Raw genomic sequence first — 19,340 nt, 5'->3', positions numbered from 1 at the left:
ACTATCAGGGTGGCGGCAAGATCCTTGTGTCCAACTACCGGACGCGAGACAGGAGACCCCGTCATGAGTTTTACCGGCCATATACCCGGCAACCCCATTCAGTTCGACTACGCGTTGGTGTTTGAGAATGCCCGTGCCCGCTCCCTGGAGATTGCGCCATGAACCTTGAGTTGAGCGGCAAACGGGTCCTGGTGACCGGCGGCACCCAAGGCGTCGGACAGGCTGTGGTCAAACAGCTCCTCGCCGAAGGGGCGAGGGTGCTGACCTCGGCCCGAAACCCGGGCAGCGACCTGTCGGATGCCCTGTTCATCCCGGCCGATCTCTCGACCGGCGAAGGTTGCGATGCGCTGGTGAGCGCGATCAGGCACAGCCTGGGCAGCGTGGACATCATCATCCATGTGCTGGGTGGCTCCTCGTCGCCCGGTGGCGGATTCGCTGCACTGGGCGACGAGCACTGGCAGCGCGAGCTCGACCTGAACCTGTTGCCGGCGGTGCGCCTGGACCGTGCGTTGCTCCCGGACATGTTGGAACGTGGGGCGGGTGTGATCGTCCATGTGACGTCGATTCAGGGCCGGTTACCGTTGCCCGAAGCCACCACGGCCTATGCCGCGGCCAAGGCGGCGCTCTCGACGTACAGCAAAAGTCTGTCGAAGGAAGTCTCGCCCCAGGGCGTGCGTGTGGTTCGCGTGTCTCCGGGATGGATCGAAACCGAAGCCTCGGTTGCATTGGCCGAAAGGCTGGCACAGGAGGCCGGTACCGATTACGAGGGCGGCAAGCGAATCATCATGAATTCACTGGGCGGCATCCCGCTCGGGCGACCTGCAAAACCATCGGAGGTGGCTGACCTCATCGCGTTCCTGGCTTCGCCTCGGGCGGCGTCCATCACCGGGAGCGAGTTTGTCATCGATGGCGGGACGATTCCGACGACTTAGTTGGGGGGTATTTGCAGGGAAGCGGTGGTTGCCGTTCGCTGACGTTCCGTGTGCAGAAGGTCCAGCAACTCGTCGATCAAGTCGATCAGTGCTTGCGCGCGGCCGGCAATCACCTCTTTCTCTTGCTTGTACCAGCCGAGCAAAACGCCCTTGAGCGTGCAACGCAGCGAAATGTCGCCGGCTGAAGGCCAGCGCTTCATGATCCCATGAACTTGAACGCCCAAAGCGCGCCCATCCCCACCGCCAGTGTCAGGATTGTATTCCGGGTCTTCCAGGCGACCCAGGCAGCGACCACAGCGGCGGGGATCTGCGGGTTGCCGAGCACCAATTCACTGTGCCCGTTGGGGTACACCACCGCTGGAAGCACCAACGCCGCCAGCACACTTGCCGGTACGTAGCGCAGGGCTCGATCGAGCACTTCGGGAATTCGCCATCGACCATAGAGTTCGACGAACGAAAGGCGCATCACGAATGTACCCACGCCGACTGCCACAAACAGTCCCCACAACGCCAGGTCGCTCATGGTGTCTCCCGTTCGGCATTGTCAGCGTCCATCGTGTTCACAGTGCTTCGACGAAACTTCTCGATCAATAGTCCGGCAAGAACGCCACCTGTCGAAGCCATGACCAACCCGAGGTTGTAGGGCATATCGATTGCCAACACCGCGATCAACCCGCCAGCCGCTGCGGCTCCCAGGCTCGCGGCACTGCGCAGGTTGGGGACGAGAAGCGCCAGGAAAGACAGGGGGATGGCAAAGCTCAGGGACCACGACTCCGGGATGCTGGCGCCCAGAAAGACCCCGGCCAGAACCGAGAGCTGCCAGGCCAGCCACATGCCAATGGCGGTGCCGGCATAGAAGTAATGCCCGAAGCGATCGGGTTGCCCCGCTGAAAACCTCAGGCTGTAAAGCGCGAACGACTGATCGGAGAGCAGGTAGGACAGGGGCCATGTCCAGCGACGAGGCAAGTGATGCAGGTGAGGGGCCAGTGACGCGCTGTACATGATGAAGCGCAAGTTGATGATCAAGGCAGTGACCACGATGGCCACCGGCAAGACACCGTTGTGCAGCAGCTGCAGTGCAACCATCTGCGCAGACCCCGAGTAAAACAGCATCGTCATGCCCATCGCCGTACCGGGCGACATGCCCATTTCGATGGCCATCACGCCGGTCACCAGCCCGAAAGGAATCACCCCGGGGGTCAATGGCATGAGCGTTCGAATGCCGTGCAGAAAAGCGTCCGTACCCGTTCGATACTGCATGTCGTTTCCTTGTCGTTCCTGTGCTGGTGACGTCAATCCGGCTGCGTTATCAGGTTCCCGCCGGCACGGGATCTCACCGAAGCAAGTGCCCGTTTGACTGCATTCGGTCGCACCCCGGTGCCGATCAGGCATTTGGCCGGTACAATGCGCAGCTCAACCGTGCCAAACCAGATAAAAACATATGTCCTTGCCCAAGCACCACTTGGAACTGCTCAGCCCCGCCCGTGACGTGAGCATCGCCCGCGAAGCCATTCTGCATGGCGCTGACGCGATCTATATCGGCGGCCCGAGCTTCGGCGCCCGCCACAACGCCTGCAACGAGGTGAGTGAAATCGCCGGGTTGGTGGAATTCGCCCGTCGCTACCATGCCCGGGTGTTCACCACCATCAACACGATCCTGCACGACAACGAGCTGGAGCCGGCGCGCCAGTTGATTCATCAACTGTACGATGCCGGGGTGGATGCGCTGATCGTCCAGGACCTGGGGGTGATGGAGCTGGATATTCCGCCCATCGAGCTGCACGCCAGCACCCAGACGGACATCCGCACCCTGGAGCGGGCGAAGTTCCTCGATCAGGCCGGTTTCTCGCAGCTGGTGCTGGCCCGTGAACTGAACCTCAAAGAGATCCGCGCGATTGCCGATGAAACCGATGCCGCCATCGAGTTTTTCATCCACGGCGCGTTGTGTGTGGCGTTCTCCGGCCAGTGCAACATCTCCCACGCGCAGACGGGCCGCAGTGCCAACCGTGGCGACTGTTCCCAGGCCTGTCGTCTGCCGTACACCCTTAAAGACGAAAAGGGTGGTGTGATCGCCTACGAAAAACACCTGCTGTCGATGAAAGACAATAACCAGAGCGCCAACATCCGCGCCCTGGTCGAAGCCGGCGTGCGCTCGTTCAAGATCGAGGGGCGCTACAAGGACATGGGCTATGTGAAAAACATCACCGCCTATTACCGTCAGCGCCTGGACGCCGTGCTCGAAGATCGCCCGGACCTGGCCCGTGCCTCCAGCGGCCGGACCGCGCACTTCTTCGTGCCCGACCCGGAAAAGACCTTCCACCGTGGCAGCACCGATTACTTCGTCAGCGAGCGCAAGATCGACATCGGCGCCTTCGACTCACCGACCTTCACCGGTTTGCCGGTGGGCATGGTGGAGAAGGTCGGCAAGCGCGACATGCAGGTGGTGACCACTGAGCCTCTGTCCAACGGCGACGGCCTCAATGTGCTGGTCAAGCGCGAGGTGGTGGGTTTCCGCGCCAACATCGCCGAGCCCAGGGGCGAGTTCGAGGAGGAGGGCGAGAAGCGCTATCGCTATCGCGTCGAACCCAACGAGATGCCGGACGGGATGCACAAGCTGCGGCCCAACCATCCACTGAGTCGCAACCTCGACCACAACTGGCAGCAGGCCTTGCTCAAGACCTCCGCCGAGCGGCGCATCGGCGTGAGCTGGCTGGCGCAACTGGATGAACGACGCCTGCAACTGACCGCCACGAGCGAGGAGGGCATCAGCGCCAGTGTGACGCTGGACGGCCCGTTCGGCCTGGCCAACAAGCCGGAGCAGGCGCTGGAGCAACTGCGTGACCTGCTCGGTCAGCTCGGCACCACCGAGTATCACGCCACGGACATCAGGCTCGATGCGCCGCAGGCGTTCTTCATCCCCAACTCGCAACTCAAGGCCCTGCGCCGAGAAGTGATCGAAGCCTTGACTGCGGCGCGTGTGGCCGCCCACCCGCGCGGCAGTCGCAAGGCCGAGACCAGTCCGCCGCCGGTGTATCCGGAATCGCACCTGTCGTTCCTGGCCAACGTCTACAACCAGAAGGCCCGGGATTTCTACCATCGTCATGGGGTCAAGCTGATCGACGCCGCATTCGAGGCCCACGAGGAAACCGGGGAAGTGCCGGTGATGATCACCAAGCACTGCCTGCGCTTCTCCTTCAACCTTTGTCCCAAGCAAGCCAAGGGCGTCACCGGGGTTCGCACCAAGGTCGCGCCGATGCAGCTGGTACATGGCAACGAGGTGTTGACCCTGAAGTTCGACTGCAAGCCTTGCGAAATGCACGTCATCGGCAAGATGAAGGGGCACATCCTTGGCCTGCCATTGCCAGGCAGCGTGGCGGAGCCCATCGTCGGTCACATCAGCCCGGAAGACCTGCTGAAAACCATCCCTCGCGCGCCGCACTGACGTCGGCGGATAACGCCTGCAGCAAACACGAAAATGCCCGGTCGATCAGCCGGGCATTTTTGTCTGGGCGCGAGCTTGCTCGCGAGAGCTGTCCGGAGATTTTTCGCGAGCAAGCCCGCTCCTGCACCGGGTGCAGACGTAAAAAAGCCCGGCGGGTCAGGCCGGGCTTCTTGTCGAGTCCTGCGGTGAAACCCTGCATTCAGGCAACACGGCGTTCGATCAGACGGTCTGAACCACCTTCGGCAACGGCATCACTGAACAGCGAGTCGGTCTCAGTGGCAGCGACGGCGTCGCTGAACAGAGGGTCGGTTTCAGTGGCAGCTACGGCATCGCTGAAAAGGCGGTCAGTTTCAGTGGCGGCAACGGCATCGCTGAACAGACGGTCGGTTTCGGTCGCTGCAACGGCGTCGCTGAACAGACGGTCGGTCTCAGTTGCGGCTACTGCATCACTGAACAGCGGGTCGGTTTCGGTCGCGGCAAAAGCGTTCAGTGCGAAGATCGAGAAGGCGATGCCGAGGATGGTTTGGCGTTTCATGGTGGTGTGCTCCGTGTTGTGCTGAGTGGGTATGGAGCTGATGTTACGCCGCTCTAGAAATATGAAAACTTCATTGAATTAATGGTTGTTATTGACGCAGTCAATGATGAACTCGTATCAGTGGTTCTGCACGTTCAGCGACATGGGCTTGTCTCCGCCGTCCGGCAGACCGAAGCGACGCCTGACGAGGTTCAGGAACGCCCCGTAGGGCCGTCCCAGCGCCAGCATGATGACAGTCACGCCCAACGATCCGCGCAGCAATGCTTCGCTATCAGCACCGGATATCGCCAGGATGGCGGCATAGATGGGCACCTGGAAGCTCACCAGCGCCAAAGCGTCCCAGGCGATCCGCGAGCCTCGACGGGGCTTGGAGAAGCGCATGATCCAGTCTCGCCAAAGACCATAGGGGCGACCCGACACAACCATCAGTCCGGCGCCCAGAAGCCGTGCATCCAGTACCTGTTCCCAGGTCATCCCCGCAATGAACCGTTCGTTGAGAATGCCTGTGGCGGTAAAGAACACAATCAATGCCAGCGTATCGGCCGCGAATGATCGCCACCGGTCACTTGATGCTCGAGTTGAACTCGACAAAACGCGGGCCTCCAGTCTGTTTCATCCCGACAGGGTGGCATCGATCGGCAGGACCCAACGATTCAGCGGGACGATCAATGGCTCTGACCACGCCCGGTGTCCTTTTGTCCAAACGGTTTGCTCAAATGCCTCATCGAGCGGCCGATTGAGTGTTAAGCGAGACCCCGCACTTTGCAGGAGCTGTGACTGGTTGAACGCAGACTCGACAAAGCTCCCACCGTTGTAACTGACCTGCCCAGGTTGGCGGTCAAAAAAAAGCCCGGCATTTGCCGGGCCCGATACATCAAAACATCACGCCGCCAGTTTGCCGGCTGCGATCTTTTTCATGTGATCCGCTTTCATCTTTTCCATCTGCTGCCCCAGTTCGTCGAGCTTGGCCTTGCCCAGCAGCTTCTTCGCTTGAGGAAACATCTCCGTTTCCTCCTCTTCGATGTGGTGTTCCAGCAGTTCCTTGACCACCTTCACGCGACCGGCAAACTCCGGCGTTCCGGGGTCGGTCAGCTTCAGGTCAGGCAACACCAGGGAGTCCACGGTACGGTGTTCCTCCTTGGCTTCGAAGTACATGACGTCCTGTTCTTTACCACCGGCTTCCTTGAAGGCCGGGTAGAGAATCTCTTCTTCCAGGCGGGTGTGGATCGAGATTTCCATTTCCAGCTTGCCCAACAGGTCGGAACGTTTTTTCAGCGCCCGATCCGTCGATTCGCTCAGTTGGGTCAGAATCCCTTTTACTTTTTCGTGGTCGGCTTTCAGTAGGTCGATGGCGTTCATGGGTGTGGCCTCTGCTGTCACGGGGGTGAATACAGGCCGTTGTCTCACGGCTCTGTGCTATCCCTTAAGCCTCCGCATAGCTCGTGCCAACCAGGGGCAGAAAAATTATCTTGCCGGATCAAAAGGTTACGTGATTGAAGGCATATCGCCTTCGTGCAGCCTGCCTGAAAAGGGCACGGTGAGTAGTGCAGTTCACGGCCTGTGAGGTCTTCGACCTGCGTCGGTCGAGCCATTACAGGTATTCGTGCAGCGCCTGGCTCAGTACTTCGAAGGTCTTGGCGATACGCCTGATCCTGCGCAGGTCGTTATGCATCGCCAGCCAGACATCAATCTCGAAGCCAAAGCTGTCCGGCAGGATCCCGATCAGGCCATGGGCACGTGCAATGCTCGATGGACACAGACCAAATCCCAGCCCGGCCTTGAGTGCGGCGAGTTGAGCGAGGTGGTTGTCGGTGGCAATCGCAAAAGGCTGGTGGGCTTCGCACAAACCTGCCTCCACGAGTCGGCGCAAGTCCGCCGAGCGCCGGTCGGGGCCGATCAGCGGGCCACGGCGCACGGCTTCCAGGCTGTCCGGCCGGCCATGCCGCGCCAGGCACTCGGCGCTGGCGTAAAGACCGACACGCAGGGCGCCGACGCGCCTGGTGACGATATCGGCTTCGGTGGGGCGGACCAAACGCACGGCGATGTCCGACTGTTGCCGGGCGATGTCTTCCAGCGGGTCGTTGATGCTCAGTTCGAGCTTCAACCCCGGATGGCGATGGTGGAAGTCGCGCAGCAGGCCGGGCAATACCTCGACGCCCAGCAAGTCGCCGCAGGTGATCCTGACGGTTCCGTGTTCCTCATCCGTTTCGGCGCTGGCCATGCGGTTGAACGCTTGCGCGGCGATGGCCATCGCCTCGACATGCTGGATCAGTCGACGTGCCGGATCGGTGGGTGTCAGGCCGGCCGGGGTCCTTGTGAAAAGACTCACGTCCAGCGAGCGCTCCAGCGCCTCCAGTCGTCGTCGGGCCGTGGCCTGTGCGATGCCAAGCAGCTTCGCGGCCCCGCTCAGGCTGCCTGAACGCAGCACGGCGAGAAACACCCGCTGGTTTTCCCATTCGAGACCGCTCATACATTTGTGACCAACAGTTGCTCCATTTTTACGCTTTTACCTGGGCGATTGAACGGGGATCATGCGCCCCTGTTTTCCTGGGACGTCATTATAAGGAGTCACACCATGCGCTTCACCGGTCAGTGTCGATGCGGGCAACTCAAGCTTGAGATCATCGCTCAAAGCCTTCCGCCGTTATATGCCTGTCACTGCCTGAACTGCCAACGCTGGAGCGGCAGTGCGTTCGGCCTGCACATGCTGTGCGCGGCATCGGCCGTGCAGATAACGGGCACAGCCAGCACCCACGTGCATGAACACGCCGGGCAGGCCTCCACCCAGTACGCCTGCGGCACGTGTTTTACCCGGCTGTTCAATGAAACCACAGCGGCACCGGGCATGCGGGTGGTGCGCGCAGGCGTACTGGACGGGGCCGATCAGTGGACACCCCGGGCGCATATCTGGGTCCGGCGCAAGCAGGCCTGGCTGGTGTTGCCGGAGGACGTTCCCCAATGGCAGGAAAGCCCCACGCCGGAAGATTTCGGCAGGGCGCTGTTGGGGTGAGCAAAGAGTCGTTGAAGCTCGGGGGCACCGTCGGTGACTCACGGCAGATCCGACCCACCTGCCACGCACGCCACTAGTGCGAAGACACATACATCGAAGGCGTTGCCGGTGCGGGCAGCGCATAGGTGGCTCTCATCCATTCAATCTCGGCCTGTGGTGTTCGGCCAAAGAAGCGCTTGAACTCGCGACTGAATTGCGAGGCACTTTCGTAGCCGACGTTGAAGGCGGCGGCAGAGGCGGTCATGGACTGACGCAGCATCAACAAGCGCGCCTGATGCAAGCGTGTCGATTTCAGGTATTGCATGGGTGAAGTGTCCGTCACGCTGCGAAAGTGCAGATGGAAGTTGGGCACGCTCATGCTCGCTTCCCGGGCCAGTTGCTCGACATCCAGGTGCTGCTGGTAGCCGCTGTGGATCTTGCGGATCGCCCGCGTCACCTTGCCGAAGTGCCCCTGGCGATTGAGCGCGGCGCGCATGGAGCCGCCTTGCTCACCGATGAGGATGCGGTAATAGATTTCCCGCACCAGCGCCGGCCCCAGGATCTGCGCTTCGCCCGGTACGCTCATGGCCTCGAGAAAGCGCAGCGTCGAAGTGCGCAGCGAGTGGTCCATGGGCGAGGCGAACATGCCTTTGGGCGGGGCATCGCTGGGGCCATGCACCTCATCCACTTGCAGCATCAACTCGCTGGCCATCTGGAAATCCAGGCGCATGTAGATCGCGAGCATCGGCTCGTCCTCGCTGGCGTCGGTTTCCATGGTGAAGGGCAGGGGGACGGACACCACCAGATAGTGCTGCGCGTCGTACACGTAGACGTCGTCGCCCAGGTAACCGCGCTTGCGCCCTTGGCAGAGGATGACGATCCCGGGGTCATACAGCACCGGCGTTCGGGTCAGTGGCTGGTTGGAGCGCAGAAAGCGCACGTCTTCCAGGGCACTGAGGTTGTAGCCCTCGACCGGCGCGAGTCTTTCCAGCAGGTGCACCATGCGTGTGCTGTTCGCGTCGGCCGGGTCCATGTGGGCGCTCAATTGTCGGTGGAGCGAGTCAGTGCTTCCCATTGATCGATCTCGATGGCGGCGCGTTGCAGTTTGTCACGCACCAAGCCCAGTGCGTCACTGCCCAGCAGCAAGTGCGCCGGTGGGTTGGGGCTGGCGATGATCCGCAGCATCGCTTGCGCCGCCTTGTGTGGATTGCCGGGTTGCTTGCCGCTTTTCTCCTCGCGCGCCTTGCGCACCGGATCGAAACTGGCGTCGTAGTCCGCAAGGCTTCTCGGCGTGCGCTGCATCGAACGACCGGCCCAGTCGGTGCGAAACGAACCCGGTGCCACGGCAGTGACAAAGATGTTGAAGGGTTGCAGTTCCTTGCTCAGCGTATCGGAGATGCCCTCTAGCGCAAACTTGCTGCCGCAGTAGTAGGCGATTCCCGGCATCGTGATGGTGCCACCCATGGACGTGATATTGAGGATACGGCCCTGGCGACGCTTGCGGAAGAAGGGCAGGAACGCCTTGATCACCGCGACCGCGCCGAACACGTTGACGTCGAACTGGCGACGCATGTCTTGCAGTGGCGACTCCTCGAGAATGCCTTCGTGGCCGTAGCCGGCATTGTTGATCAGCACGTCGACCGGGCCGTGGGTCGCTTCGACATCGGCGATAACGCTGTCGATCCGTTCGAAGTCGGTGACATCCAGGATCACGCCGTGGGCGTGATCCGGGGACAGCGCCTGGAAGGCCTGCAAGTCGGCTTCACGGCGTACGGTGCCGATGACGCGGTGACCGGCCGCAAGCGCTTCACGGGCCAGCGCGTTGCCGAAGCCGCTGCTGACGCCGGTAATGAAAAGGGTCTGGATACGGGGCATGGCGAGTTCCTGTCGGTAGGTGTGAGGCCATGGTAGTGATCGGCCAACCGCTGCCCCATGCCGGTTCGTCTTTGAGCCTTGCCTATTCCTATCAGGTGAATTCGAAGGAGTTATTTCGCCCGGCTGTTGTCACTTGCAATACGAGCCAAGGTCCAGTGCCCCCAACGCACACCTTCGCAGTGCAATTCCCTTCACACAGAGAGGCAAGAACATGAACAGCATTATCTACATCGTCGGTCTGGTCGTAGTCATCGCGGTGGTCCTGTCCTTCCTGGGGCTGGCATAAGACGCACGGATCGAGTCGGCAAGGTCGACGCGATCCGCTCCTTCTCAGCTCTGCAGGGCGGGATTTGGGCGTGCGCAGGCGCCGCACTATTGGTGTGAGTAAAGCTTCAGCGCCTTGGCAAAGCCCTGTGCGCGGAAGATCGCGCTGCCTTCGCCCAGATCCCCGTCGCTGGCCACCAGATACACCTCGTTGGTTCCCGGCTTGAGCGCCATGCTGGTCGACCGCAGGAAATGGCCGTTCTCCCGTCCGGGAATCAGGATCTGTCCGATCGGCTGGCCGTTGGGATTGAGCACCAGCACCCGTCCCTGGCTGTACATGGCCACATAGAGATTGCCGTCTTCGTCGACGCGCATCGAGTCGGGGGAGGGGCCATTGAAGCGATAGACCACGGCCTCGCCAAACGGCGCGATCGTCTGCGCATCCTTCAGTTCGATGCGGTGCAGCAGGCCCGTTGCGAACTCGGTGACCCACAGGGTCTTGCCGTCGGGGGAAAGGGCAATGCCGTTGGCGATGGCCAGCTTGGGCAGGATCGGGACGATGGCCGTGCTGCCGGGCGCCACGTAGTAAACACCGCCAGTGGGCTCGGTTGAGGTGCCTTTGAAATCGGTGAAGTAGAAACCGCCCGCGTTGTCGAAAACCAGATCATCCACCAGGAAATTCCTGGCGCCGGCGATGATCGCCTGCGGGTCTGAGCCGTCGGCGTTGTAGGCCGTCAGGTTGCCCGTGTCCTTGAAATGACCCAGGCCCGCGACAAACAGGCGTCCGTCCTTGTGGATGGCCAGGCCAGCGGAGCCCAGCGGGTTTTTTTCGACGACGACGCTGAGCTTTTTCTGGGTGTCGAGTTTCAGCACCTGACCACCGAATACCTCGACGAACAGCAGGTTGCCGTCGCGATCAAACGAAGGTCCCTCCAGTTGCAGTCCCTTGTCCGACACCTTGAACCACTGTTGCGCGGTGATGGTGGGCAGGTTCTGTTCCGGACCGGGAATGGCTTGCAACTGCCGGCCTTCCCGGGCGTAGGCGAGTGTAGGAATGGGGGCTTGTGCCTGGGCAAGGGTGGTTGCGGCACTCAGCACGAAGAGCATGGAAACGAGGATGTTGTTCTGCACAGTGATCACCTGCCTGTTGTTGTTGTTGTTATGTTTGCGGAGAATCAAGCGCCCATCAGCGCAATCAATGCCGGCACCATGAGTACGGCGGTGTAATACCCCATGAACTGCACACCGATGTTGAAGCCCAGAAAACGTGACAGGAAACCACCCAACAGGCCGACGGTGATGATCACCAGCAGGCCCAACATGCCGCCTTCCCAGATGCCGATCACCAGGATCAAGCCGACAAACGTGGCGATCACGGCTTCATGGCTGATCTTGCGCGTCACGTACGAAGCCGCCCGGTGTGCGTAGTTCATGGTGAAGGGGTAGGCCACCAGGATCGCGACCACCACCGCCAGCATGCCGTAGCCGAAAAACTCCCAAGTGCTGAGCAGCGAATGCAGGTTGTGGACTTGCCCGGTGGCGGAGTCGACGGTGAAGCGCGGCGGCGCGTTGAACAGCGGCGCTGCCGGGCCCGCGGCCACCGGGCTCAATGGCAGGCCGAAGGCAATCAGCGGGATCAGGGCTTCGGCGATGTAGGTCGATTCGGTCACACCGTTGCGGGCGGTGATCACCGTCGTCAAACGATGGTAGACGTGCTTGACGCGAGCACCGACCACTTCGCCCATGATCACGGTCATGGCGACCGGGCTGAAGACAAAGGTGGCGCTGGAAACAGCTGCGGTGGCTGCCGTCCACAGGCTTTGCTTGCGATCCAGGACCTTGAGCGGGTTGGGAAAGAAGCCTCCCCAGCTCTTTATGTCGGGTGACAGGGAAAAGCTGCGAACCTCCTGGCGTTGCATCTTTGCCCGCTCGGCCGGCGCCAGCATCGAAAACAGCGCTGCGATCAACGGGCCGATGGCAATGCCGAGGAAGTAGCTGACGCTGAGCTTGACCCCGTACTGACCGGTGATGCTCTGCAGGCCGACGATGACCATCACGAACGGCACCAGGGCCAAGACGGCTGCCAGACGCCCCTTGGAGAACCAGGCGATGGCGATGGCGGCCGCGAGGAACACCCAGGGCGCCGCGTGTTTGATCATGTCGCCAAACGGCGCGAGCATCACGGCAAACAGGACGGCCATGGGCACCGCGATCAGCGCGGCGATCACCGCACCGGAAATCATCTTGCGCAGGGCAATGTGCGGCACACCGAGGTTGCGCAGGAAGTTGGCCTCGCGCATCAACGGCGTTGCCATGGTGTCGCCGGGGATGCCCAGCAGTGCGGTCGGCACCGCGTGGGTCATGTGCTTGGCGACGGCTCCGGCGAGGAAAAACGTCAGGACACCGGGCGCGGGCACCCCCAGCAACACCACCAACAACGTCAGCGGGGCAAGGGTGGTGGTTTCGTCGCTGCCGGAGATCAGGCCGATCCCGGCGAAGATCACGGCGCCCAGGATTCCCATGCCCAGGGCGATCAGGATTTGATCCAACAGGACGGTCATCATGACTTGCCCCCATTGATCGCCACGGCGGGCCGCTCGGCTGCGCTTGCCATGTCGCTGGCCCTGGCAGGTGCCGCGAGGGTTTTTTCGTGTTCTGCGAACAGGTCGTAGAGGTCCATTTCGCGCAGTTCGGCCAGTGTTTCCGGTGGCAGGTCCGACAGCCGACCGAGATCACCGAATTCGCTCTGCAGTTCCTTCAGCACTTCTGAACGCCAGGCGGGATCGGCCTGTTGTTCGACCACATGGCGCTTGGGTTTGAACAACGCAGCACTGATGGCGCCGCCTGCCAGGCAGCCAACGATGCCCACCAGCATGGCGTAGGCACGGGCCATCTGTGGCGAGGCAACCCAATGGGACAGCAGTTCCTGGGCCGCGAAAAAGGCACTCAGGCTGACCGTTGCGCCAATCGCGATGGAGCAGATCAGGTGACGACCGTCTACGGTGTCACCCCAGACTTCGTACAGTTCGGGTTTCAACAGAGTTCTCCCACCGCCCTTACGGGCTTTTATTGTTATGAACGTGAAGAGACAAGACGCTCGTTCAGCCTCCCGAACGACGTTTGGCGAGCACTGCGCGGGCGACGCTGGACGCCGTATCCCGGCCCAGTTGCGCGTCGATCCAGGTGCCGATGTCGATCAGTGCATCAAGGTTCACCCCATGCCGGACACCCATGCCGTCGAGCAGGTAGACCACATCTTCGGTGGCAACGTTGCCCGTTGCGCCCGGAGAATACGGGCATCCGCCCAATCCGGACACTGAGCTGTCGAACACGCGTACCCCGGCGTCCATCGCCGCACAGATGTTGGCGATGGCCATGCCGTAGGTGTCGTGGAAGTGACCCGCCAGTGCGCTGAGCGGGACTCCCTCGGCGCAGGCCTCGATCAAGGCCCGGGTGGCCGAGGGCGTGCCTGTGCCAAGGGTGTCGCCGAGGCTGATTTCATAGCAACCCATGCCATACAGTGCAGCACTGACGGCGGCCACATCGCGGACGTTGACCTGGCCGGTGAACGGGCAGCCCAGGACACAGGACACATAGCCGCGCACCCTCACGCCGGCCTCACGGGCCCGTACCATGACCTCCTGAAAACGGCTGAGGCTCTGGGCGATCGAGCAGTTGATGTTCTTCTGCGAAAAGGCTTCGGAGGCGGCGGCGAACACCGCGACTTCGCGGCACCCGGCATCGAGGGCCGCCTGCAGGCCTTGAGCGTTGGGCACCAGCGCCGTCCAGGTGACATCGGGGCGGGCAGGCAGAGCCTTGAACACCTCGTCGGTGCCAGCCATCTGCGGCACCCAGCGAGGTGAAACAAACGCACCGGCCTCCAGCGTCTGCAGGCCAGCGTCTGCCAGTCGGGTCAGTAGTTGTGCGCGGATCGCTGGCGGCAGGGTGCGTTGTTCGTTCTGCAAACCATCCCGGGCGCCGACCTCCACCAGCCGGACGCTGTCCTCAGGCCGGGTCATCACAACGCCCGCTTTTGCTTCAGCAGCTGAGCGGCATGATCGGAACGCACGTCCCGGGCTTCAACCATCCGCTTGACCAGCCAGTTCACTTCGTCGCCCCGCGCACCCGCCGACAGCGCGATGTTGCGGGCGTGCAGCGCCATGTGTCCGCGCTGGATGCCTTCAGTGGACAAGGCGCGCAACGCACCGAGGTTCTGCGCCAGGCCGACGGCCACGGCGATTTCGGCGAGCTCCTGCGCGGTCTTCACCCCCAGTATGCGCAACGACAATTGGGCAAGCGGGTGGGTTTTCGTGGCACCGCCTACCAAGCCGACCGGCATGGGCATTTCCAGGGTGCCGACCAGGTGGCCTTGAGCGTCCTTTTCCCAGGTGGTCAGGGAGCCGTAATGCCCATTGCGACAGGCGTATGCATGCGCTCCGGCTTCCACTGCGCGCCAGTCGTTGCCGGTGGCGACGATCAACGGATCGATGCCGTTCATGATGCCCTTGTTGTGGGTCGCGGCGCGGTAGGGGTCGACCACGGCAAAATTGTAGGCATCGAGGATGCCCTCGATCACGTCTTCGCCCTGGTACTCGGAGGTGGTCAACAATTCCGGTGCAATGCGCACCTGGGCGCGCGCCAGGCGCAGGTCCGCGAGGTTTGAGAGGATTCGCAGGCGAACCTTGCCACCGCTGATTTCCTCCATCAGCGGCGCCACGGCTTCGGCCATGGTATTGACCGTGTTGGCGCCCATGGCATCGCGGACGTCGACAATCAGGTGGGCGACCAGCATCGGTCCCCGTGGGCTTTGGGCGAAGGTGTAGACTTCGATGTCCCGGCAGCCACCTCCCAGTTTGTTGAGCAGCTGGTCCTTGCGGTTGGCCAGCTCGATGATTTCCTCCTTGCGGCGCATCAGGCTCAGGCGGGCGTTGTAGGGGTCGGCAATGTCGACGATCTGCACCTGGGCACGCATCAGTGGCAGGCTGCTGGAGGTCATGAAACCGCCGGCATCGCGGGCCAGTTTTGCCATGAAGGAGGCGGCGGCGACCACTGAAGGTTCCTCGACCACCAGCGGCACGATCACGTCGCGGCCATTGATCTGGAAATTGCTCGCCACGGCATAGGGCAGTTCGAATGTGCCGATGACGTTCTCGATCATGCCATCGGCAATGTCCAGCGGCAGGGCGCCGGCATCTTTCAGCAGGTTGACGTCCTCGCCGGGGAGCTGGAGCAACTGCTGCAAGTGTTCAAGGCGTTGGGCAGGGGACAGGCTGCGGAAGTTCGGGAGGCGCGAATCGATATTCATGGGTGATCCTGTGACGTTTATTGTTTTCGAATAGCGTCACCCTAATGCGCTCTGTGCCTGCAAAGAAGGTACAGTTTGGACAGACAGTACCCAAGCTGTACCCTTGTCTTCAAATCACTCGGGACGATGAGCCATGGTGCGCCTGACGCTGGCCCAGCAACTGACGGCCACACTGGTCGAGCAGATCGATAACGGTACCTACCGCGAAGGCGACCGCTTGCCTTCGTTGCGCGAATGCATGCGCTTGCTGGGGCATTCGAAAAATACCGTGATCAATGCGTACGAAGCGCTGGCGTCCCAGGGGCTGGTCGAGGCGCGGCATGGCCAGGGTTTCTTCGTCAAGCGAGGAGCCTGCAGCCAGCCCGAGCCGGAAGAGCCACCCCCCTATGCGCGGGCGATGGACACGATCTGGTTGATGCGTCAGCAGTTCGTTCGCGAGCCGGGGCACTCGCCCCTGGGCGAAGGGTTTCCCCCCGTGGACTGGCTGATGGACATGCGCCTGGACAAATTCACCCGCCAGATCATGCGTACCGGTGTCACAACGCTGTTTCGCTACGGCAATCGCCTGGGCAATGCCGGCCTGCGCCAACACCTGGCACAGAAACTGGCGAGCTATTCGATCACCGCCAGTCCACGCCAGATCGTCACCACCCACGGGGCCAATCACGCGCTCGACTTGATCATCCGCCGCTTCATCGGCTCCGGTGATTGCGTGCTGGTGGAAGACCCGGGCTATTACCCGCTCTTCGGCAAGTTGCAGTTGCAGGGTGCGCGGATGCTCGCCGTCCCGAGATTGCCGGACGGCCCCGACATCGAGGTGCTGGAGCGCTTGCTGCGCGAACACAAGCCCAAACTGTTCTTCATCCAGTCGGTAGGGCATAACCCCACAGGTTCCGACATTTCTCCGGCCAAGGCACATCGCCTGGTCCAGTTGGCCGAGGAGCATCACTTCATTCTGGTGGATGACGATGCACTGGGCGACTTCAAATCGGCATCGGCCATCAAGGTGTCCGCGCTGGACCAGTTGAAGCGCTCACTCTACGTTGGCAGTTTTTCCAAGTCGGTCTCGGCAGCGCTCAGGGTGGGGTTCATCGCCGGAAGCAAGGATGTGATCGACGAATTGGGCGATGTGAAGATGTTGCTGCACACCAGCAGCTCGGAGTTCTGCGAGCGAACGGTCGATGTGATACTCGGCGAGGGGCATTTCCTGCGCCATCTGGTGCGCTTGCAGGAGCGGCTGCGAACGGCGACCGCCGAAGGCTTGCAGATGCTCGACGACCTCGGCGCAGAGGTGTTTTTCCGACCGGAGCAGAGCCTTTATCTGTGGGCGAAGTTCACCCACATCGATGATGCCAGGGAATTGACCCGCCAGTTGCTGCCCAAGGGATTCATGATTGCCCCAGGGCACATCTTCTCTCCCGAGCAGTCGCGCATCAGTCCGTGGACGCGGCTGAACGTCGCTTATCTGAATGACCCTTTGTTGAAGGCGGTGTTGAAGCGTTGAGTTTCAGCTTTGCGCAGACCGGGCTTGCTCATTGTTCCTGTGCAAGGCCCCGGAGTGGCTGAGACAAGTTACCCGAAGTTTTCCTGCGTCTACTAGACTTGCGGCCAGAGTTCATCGACCGCGCTCAGTGAGACGCCATGATTGCCCATACCCCCACGCTGTTTGCCTGTGTCGCTCTGGTGGCGACGATCATGGCGTTTTGTCTGATCCTGGTTGGCCAGTTCAATCGGCGCGACGGTTTGCTCACCATCGGTTCGGGTTTGTTGGCGCATGCGTTGGCCTATGTCGGTTACACCCTTTATGGACATGCGCCGTTATGGCTGACCTACGGCGCTGCCAACACCTTGCTCTCGGTGGCTCTGGCTTTTTATGGGGCCAGCCTGTTCCGGATTGTCGACTTGCCGGTGCCGTGGTGGCGGGTGTTCGTGCCGGCGCTCTTGATGCTCGTGTCGATGGTCAGCCTGATCGACACCCTGGAGCCGCGCATGCTCGCGGCCACCCTGGTGTTGATGGTGCAATGCACCTTGATCATCTATTGGACGTGCCGCCACATCCCGGCCCAGGGCCGTGCGCGCATGTTGTTGATCATCGGCTCGAGCATCAGCCTGATCGGCCTGGGTATGCGCGTGGTCGCCATCCTCGGTGGCGGCGCTGCCGAGATGCGCTACGACGTCAGCAACCTCAAGCAAACCATTTCGGTAAGCATCGGCACGTTCACCGCAATGATGATCTCGCTCGGCCTGGTGCTGTTGTCCAAGGAGCGTAGCGAGTCGTTGCTCCAGCGCCTGGCTCTGCGTGACGTGCTGACCGGCATTCTCAACCGTCGAGCCATCCTCGAGCAGTTCTCCAGGGAGCTGGAGCGCTCGCGCCGGGACGGTTCGTTCCTGGCGGTGGCGATGGTGGACATCGACCACTTCAAGCAGATCAACGATGTGCATGGCCACCTGGCGGGCGATGAAGTGATCTGCCATTGCGTCAACCACCTGACCCGGCGACTGCGGCAGTCGGACAGTATCGGGCGTTATGGTGGCGAGGAGTTCTTGCTGCTCTTGCCTGGCACTCCTCCGGACGGCGCCTTCGCGGTACTCGACGACGTGCGCGCTTCGCTGGCCGACTCACCGGCCCGGTATGGTGAGTCGCTGATCGAGTTGCGCATCAGCATCGGCGTGTGCTGCATCGTGCCGGGTGAAGGCGACACCACTGCCAGCTTGCTGGCCAGGGCGGATGCTGCGCTGTACGAGGCCAAAGGCATGGGGCGCAACACGTTGCGAGTGGCCCCAGCGGCATCGGAACGCATCGATGCGCATGCCCGTGATGTGTCAGAGACGCTGAGTGGCTGAACCGTTCGATGGCGGCCAGCCTGATCGGATACATGTTGGTACGGATGAGCGCAGGACAGCTGGCGAGCACCGGATAGACTCTGAGGGGATCGAGTTTTCTTGCTGACCCGACCGCCAACGCTTCCGACGAACTGCAGTTGTCAAAAAACACAACCAGCGTAACATCAGACCAACGACAAGGATGCCAATGGACATACTCACGCCATCACGATTCGACGACGCCGGGTGTCTGCACCCGAACGACAGGCCCGGTCTCGAGCGCTGTTTTCGCTTGCTGAAAATGGCTCGTCCAAGGCAGTTCACGGACCTGCAAAAGCTGTTCGGCACGCATGGCATCGACCTGTTCAAACCCAGGGCTGCGATGAACTGGGTCGTGATTGACGTAGGTGGCAACAATTTGCGGTTGATCGGTGGGGTCAACTACAGCCGGCAGAAGTTCTACGTCAAACACATCTACACCCATGCCGAGTACGACGTCGCCAACGTCTGGTATGCGAGAAACAAAGGGGTAAGACGATGAAAACCACTCAAAACGATTTTGAAACGATGATCGCCACGCTGGGTGAATTGCAGGCGGTGATCGAGCGGCTGCGCGGTGAGTTCGTGCATGGCATCACCACGCCCGCCGATTACGAGCGAGCTACCTGGCTGCTGGATGAGCTCACCGACGGCCGTGAGTTGAGCAAGGTCGAGGAGAAGATTCTCATTGAACTGGAGGATGAAATGCTGGATTACCAGCGCACCTCCGAGCAGTTTCGCGAATCGAACGAGGCGTTCGAAGCCACCTGCACACCCGTGCAGTTGATCAAGGATCTGATGACCACGCTCGGCCTCACCGGCTCGGACCTCCCTGAAATCGGCGACAAAACCGCAGTGTCCAAGGTGCTCGGCGGCGATCGCCCCATCAGTCACAAGATGGCCTATGCGCTGGCGGAGCGGTTTGCGATGGACCCGACCGCTTTCGTGTCACCAACTCCGGCTAGGGCGGCAGTCGAAAAAGCAGCTCGGCCGGCCGTCAACAGCACCTCGGCTTCCTACGGTAGTCGTAGCAACGCGCTGGCCGCCTGCTCGGTGGAAGAGAGTGCAGTTGAATACAAGGCGCTCGACACCAAGAGCCGCCGGAAAACGGGTAAAGCGCCGGCCAAGGGGTAGGG

General features: G+C 61.6%; 21 protein-coding genes. 7 read left to right on the top strand and 14 right to left on the bottom strand.

All coding sequences use genetic code 11. From position 1 onward, the window contains the following. The first annotated feature begins 158 nt into the window (after positions 1-158). Positions 159-932: an SDR family oxidoreductase gene (locus QIW53_RS03235; protein ID WP_371048252.1), complete on the top strand. Its 774-nt coding sequence runs from the start codon at positions 159-161 to the stop codon at positions 930-932. On the opposite strand, the gene QIW53_RS03230 is transcribed toward QIW53_RS03235, so the two are convergent. From QIW53_RS03230 to QIW53_RS03220, 3 genes are read right to left on the bottom strand one after another with little or no spacing between them, the layout of a single operon-like run. After that, entirely contained in the window at positions 929-1,132 is a 204-nt protein-coding gene (locus tag QIW53_RS03230; RefSeq protein WP_371048251.1) for a hypothetical protein, read from the bottom strand. The two genes, QIW53_RS03235 and QIW53_RS03230, sit on opposite strands and share 4 nt — an antisense overlap. Further along, positions 1,129-1,455, bottom strand: a complete 327-nt coding sequence (locus tag QIW53_RS03225) for an AzlD domain-containing protein (protein ID WP_201190182.1) — start codon at positions 1,453-1,455, stop codon at positions 1,129-1,131. Before QIW53_RS03225 ends, QIW53_RS03230 begins: the two co-directional genes overlap by 4 nt. Beyond that, positions 1,452-2,192 (bottom strand): AzlC family ABC transporter permease, encoded by a 741-nt coding sequence (locus tag QIW53_RS03220; RefSeq protein ID WP_371048250.1) that lies wholly within the window; start codon positions 2,190-2,192, stop codon positions 1,452-1,454. Before QIW53_RS03220 ends, QIW53_RS03225 begins: the two co-directional genes overlap by 4 nt. Before the next feature lie 181 nt (positions 2,193-2,373). Here QIW53_RS03220 and QIW53_RS03215 point away from each other — a divergent pair, with 181 nt between their 5' ends. Next, positions 2,374-4,374, top strand: a complete 2,001-nt coding sequence (locus QIW53_RS03215) for a peptidase U32 family protein (RefSeq protein ID WP_371048249.1) — start codon at positions 2,374-2,376, stop codon at positions 4,372-4,374. A gap of 199 nt (positions 4,375-4,573) precedes the next feature. Here the strand turns inward: QIW53_RS03215 and QIW53_RS03210 are convergent, their stop codons facing one another. The 4 genes from QIW53_RS03210 to QIW53_RS03195 all read right to left on the bottom strand — a co-directional run bounded on the left by QIW53_RS03210 (position 4,574) and on the right by QIW53_RS03195 (position 7,379). Then, on the bottom strand, positions 4,574-4,909 hold the full coding sequence (locus tag QIW53_RS03210) for a hypothetical protein (RefSeq protein ID WP_201190176.1): 336 nt from the start codon (positions 4,907-4,909) through the stop codon (positions 4,574-4,576). Positions 4,910-5,026: 117 nt separating this feature from the next. After that, a complete protein-coding gene (gene alaE / locus QIW53_RS03205; protein WP_371048248.1) occupies positions 5,027-5,500 on the bottom strand; it encodes an L-alanine exporter AlaE in 474 nt (157 codons plus the stop codon). Positions 5,501-5,791: 291 nt separating this feature from the next. Continuing rightward, complete coding sequence (locus tag QIW53_RS03200; RefSeq protein ID WP_371048247.1) at positions 5,792-6,268, bottom strand: hemerythrin domain-containing protein; 477 nt, start codon at positions 6,266-6,268, stop codon at positions 5,792-5,794. A 232-nt stretch (positions 6,269-6,500) separates the two neighbouring features. Next, a complete protein-coding gene (locus tag QIW53_RS03195; protein ID WP_371048246.1) occupies positions 6,501-7,379 on the bottom strand; it encodes a LysR family transcriptional regulator in 879 nt (292 codons plus the stop codon). A gap of 105 nt (positions 7,380-7,484) precedes the next feature. Here QIW53_RS03195 and QIW53_RS03190 point away from each other — a divergent pair, with 105 nt between their 5' ends. Then, entirely contained in the window at positions 7,485-7,919 is a 435-nt protein-coding gene (locus QIW53_RS03190; RefSeq protein ID WP_371048245.1) for a GFA family protein, read from the top strand. Positions 7,920-7,992: 73 nt separating this feature from the next. Here the strand turns inward: QIW53_RS03190 and QIW53_RS03185 are convergent, their stop codons facing one another. From QIW53_RS03185 to QIW53_RS03155, 7 genes are all read right to left on the bottom strand, one after another. Beyond that, on the bottom strand, positions 7,993-8,931 hold the full coding sequence (locus QIW53_RS03185) for an AraC family transcriptional regulator (protein WP_371048244.1): 939 nt from the start codon (positions 8,929-8,931) through the stop codon (positions 7,993-7,995). Positions 8,932-8,939: 8 nt separating this feature from the next. Continuing rightward, positions 8,940-9,773, bottom strand: a complete 834-nt coding sequence (locus QIW53_RS03180; RefSeq protein WP_371048243.1) for an oxidoreductase — start codon at positions 9,771-9,773, stop codon at positions 8,940-8,942. A 372-nt stretch (positions 9,774-10,145) separates the two neighbouring features. Further along, complete coding sequence (locus QIW53_RS03175) at positions 10,146-11,168, bottom strand: SMP-30/gluconolactonase/LRE family protein (RefSeq protein ID WP_371048242.1); 1,023 nt, start codon at positions 11,166-11,168, stop codon at positions 10,146-10,148. A 44-nt stretch (positions 11,169-11,212) separates the two neighbouring features. Then, entirely contained in the window at positions 11,213-12,601 is a 1,389-nt protein-coding gene (locus QIW53_RS03170) for a tripartite tricarboxylate transporter permease (RefSeq protein ID WP_371048241.1), read from the bottom strand. Beyond that, positions 12,598-13,074, bottom strand: a complete 477-nt coding sequence (locus QIW53_RS03165) for a hypothetical protein (protein WP_371048240.1) — start codon at positions 13,072-13,074, stop codon at positions 12,598-12,600. Before QIW53_RS03165 ends, QIW53_RS03170 begins: the two co-directional genes overlap by 4 nt. A gap of 64 nt (positions 13,075-13,138) precedes the next feature. Beyond that, positions 13,139-14,056, bottom strand: coding sequence for a hydroxymethylglutaryl-CoA lyase (locus tag QIW53_RS03160; RefSeq protein WP_371048239.1), 918 nt, complete (start codon positions 14,054-14,056; stop codon positions 13,139-13,141). Continuing rightward, complete coding sequence (locus QIW53_RS03155; protein ID WP_371048238.1) at positions 14,056-15,342, bottom strand: hydroxymethylglutaryl-CoA reductase, degradative; 1,287 nt, start codon at positions 15,340-15,342, stop codon at positions 14,056-14,058. The genes QIW53_RS03160 and QIW53_RS03155 overlap by 1 nt, the downstream gene beginning before the upstream one ends. A gap of 133 nt (positions 15,343-15,475) precedes the next feature. On the opposite strand from QIW53_RS03155, the gene QIW53_RS03150 reads away from it, so the two are divergent. The 4 genes from QIW53_RS03150 to QIW53_RS03135 all read left to right on the top strand — a co-directional run bounded on the left by QIW53_RS03150 (position 15,476) and on the right by QIW53_RS03135 (position 19,338). Further along, positions 15,476-16,846 carry an aminotransferase-like domain-containing protein gene (locus QIW53_RS03150; protein ID WP_371048237.1) on the top strand — a complete coding sequence of 457 codons (1,371 nt, stop codon included), beginning with the start codon at positions 15,476-15,478 and terminating at the stop codon, positions 16,844-16,846. Between the two features lie 137 nt (positions 16,847-16,983). After that, positions 16,984-18,186, top strand: coding sequence for a GGDEF domain-containing protein (locus QIW53_RS03145; protein ID WP_371048236.1), 1,203 nt, complete (start codon positions 16,984-16,986; stop codon positions 18,184-18,186). Between the two features lie 187 nt (positions 18,187-18,373). Further along, entirely contained in the window at positions 18,374-18,706 is a 333-nt protein-coding gene (locus QIW53_RS03140) for a type II toxin-antitoxin system HigB family toxin (protein ID WP_371048235.1), read from the top strand. After that, on the top strand, positions 18,703-19,338 hold the full coding sequence (locus QIW53_RS03135; RefSeq protein WP_371048234.1) for a helix-turn-helix domain-containing protein: 636 nt from the start codon (positions 18,703-18,705) through the stop codon (positions 19,336-19,338). The genes QIW53_RS03140 and QIW53_RS03135 overlap by 4 nt, the downstream gene beginning before the upstream one ends. Positions 19,339-19,340: the final 2 nt, after the last annotated feature.

This window comes from Pseudomonas fluorescens (assembly GCF_041354075.1).
Lineage (GTDB): Bacteria > Pseudomonadota > Gammaproteobacteria > Pseudomonadales > Pseudomonadaceae > Aquipseudomonas > Aquipseudomonas fluorescens_CE.
This window is presented reverse-complemented; position numbering and strand designations above follow the sequence as displayed.

Coding starts and splice junctions, on each gene's coding strand:
- QIW53_RS03235 (WP_371048252.1), top strand. CDS start 159: ATGAACCTTGAGTTGAGCGGCAAACGGGTCCTGGTGACCGGCGGCACC.
- QIW53_RS03230 (WP_371048251.1), bottom strand. CDS start 1,132: ATGAAGCGCTGGCCTTCAGCCGGCGACATTTCGCTGCGTTGCACGCTC.
- QIW53_RS03225 (WP_201190182.1), bottom strand. CDS start 1,455: ATGAGCGACCTGGCGTTGTGGGGACTGTTTGTGGCAGTCGGCGTGGGT.
- QIW53_RS03220 (WP_371048250.1), bottom strand. CDS start 2,192: ATGCAGTATCGAACGGGTACGGACGCTTTTCTGCACGGCATTCGAACG.
- QIW53_RS03215 (WP_371048249.1), top strand. CDS start 2,374: ATGTCCTTGCCCAAGCACCACTTGGAACTGCTCAGCCCCGCCCGTGAC.
- QIW53_RS03210 (WP_201190176.1), bottom strand. CDS start 4,909: ATGAAACGCCAAACCATCCTCGGCATCGCCTTCTCGATCTTCGCACTG.
- QIW53_RS03200 (WP_371048247.1), bottom strand. CDS start 6,268: ATGAACGCCATCGACCTACTGAAAGCCGACCACGAAAAAGTAAAAGGG.
- QIW53_RS03195 (WP_371048246.1), bottom strand. CDS start 7,379: ATGAGCGGTCTCGAATGGGAAAACCAGCGGGTGTTTCTCGCCGTGCTG.
- QIW53_RS03190 (WP_371048245.1), top strand. CDS start 7,485: ATGCGCTTCACCGGTCAGTGTCGATGCGGGCAACTCAAGCTTGAGATC.
- QIW53_RS03185 (WP_371048244.1), bottom strand. CDS start 8,931: ATGGACCCGGCCGACGCGAACAGCACACGCATGGTGCACCTGCTGGAA.
- QIW53_RS03180 (WP_371048243.1), bottom strand. CDS start 9,773: ATGCCCCGTATCCAGACCCTTTTCATTACCGGCGTCAGCAGCGGCTTC.
- QIW53_RS03170 (WP_371048241.1), bottom strand. CDS start 12,601: ATGATGACCGTCCTGTTGGATCAAATCCTGATCGCCCTGGGCATGGGA.
- QIW53_RS03160 (WP_371048239.1), bottom strand. CDS start 14,056: ATGACCCGGCCTGAGGACAGCGTCCGGCTGGTGGAGGTCGGCGCCCGG.
- QIW53_RS03155 (WP_371048238.1), bottom strand. CDS start 15,342: ATGAATATCGATTCGCGCCTCCCGAACTTCCGCAGCCTGTCCCCTGCC.
- QIW53_RS03150 (WP_371048237.1), top strand. CDS start 15,476: ATGGTGCGCCTGACGCTGGCCCAGCAACTGACGGCCACACTGGTCGAG.
- QIW53_RS03145 (WP_371048236.1), top strand. CDS start 16,984: ATGATTGCCCATACCCCCACGCTGTTTGCCTGTGTCGCTCTGGTGGCG.
- QIW53_RS03140 (WP_371048235.1), top strand. CDS start 18,374: ATGGACATACTCACGCCATCACGATTCGACGACGCCGGGTGTCTGCAC.
- QIW53_RS03135 (WP_371048234.1), top strand. CDS start 18,703: ATGAAAACCACTCAAAACGATTTTGAAACGATGATCGCCACGCTGGGT.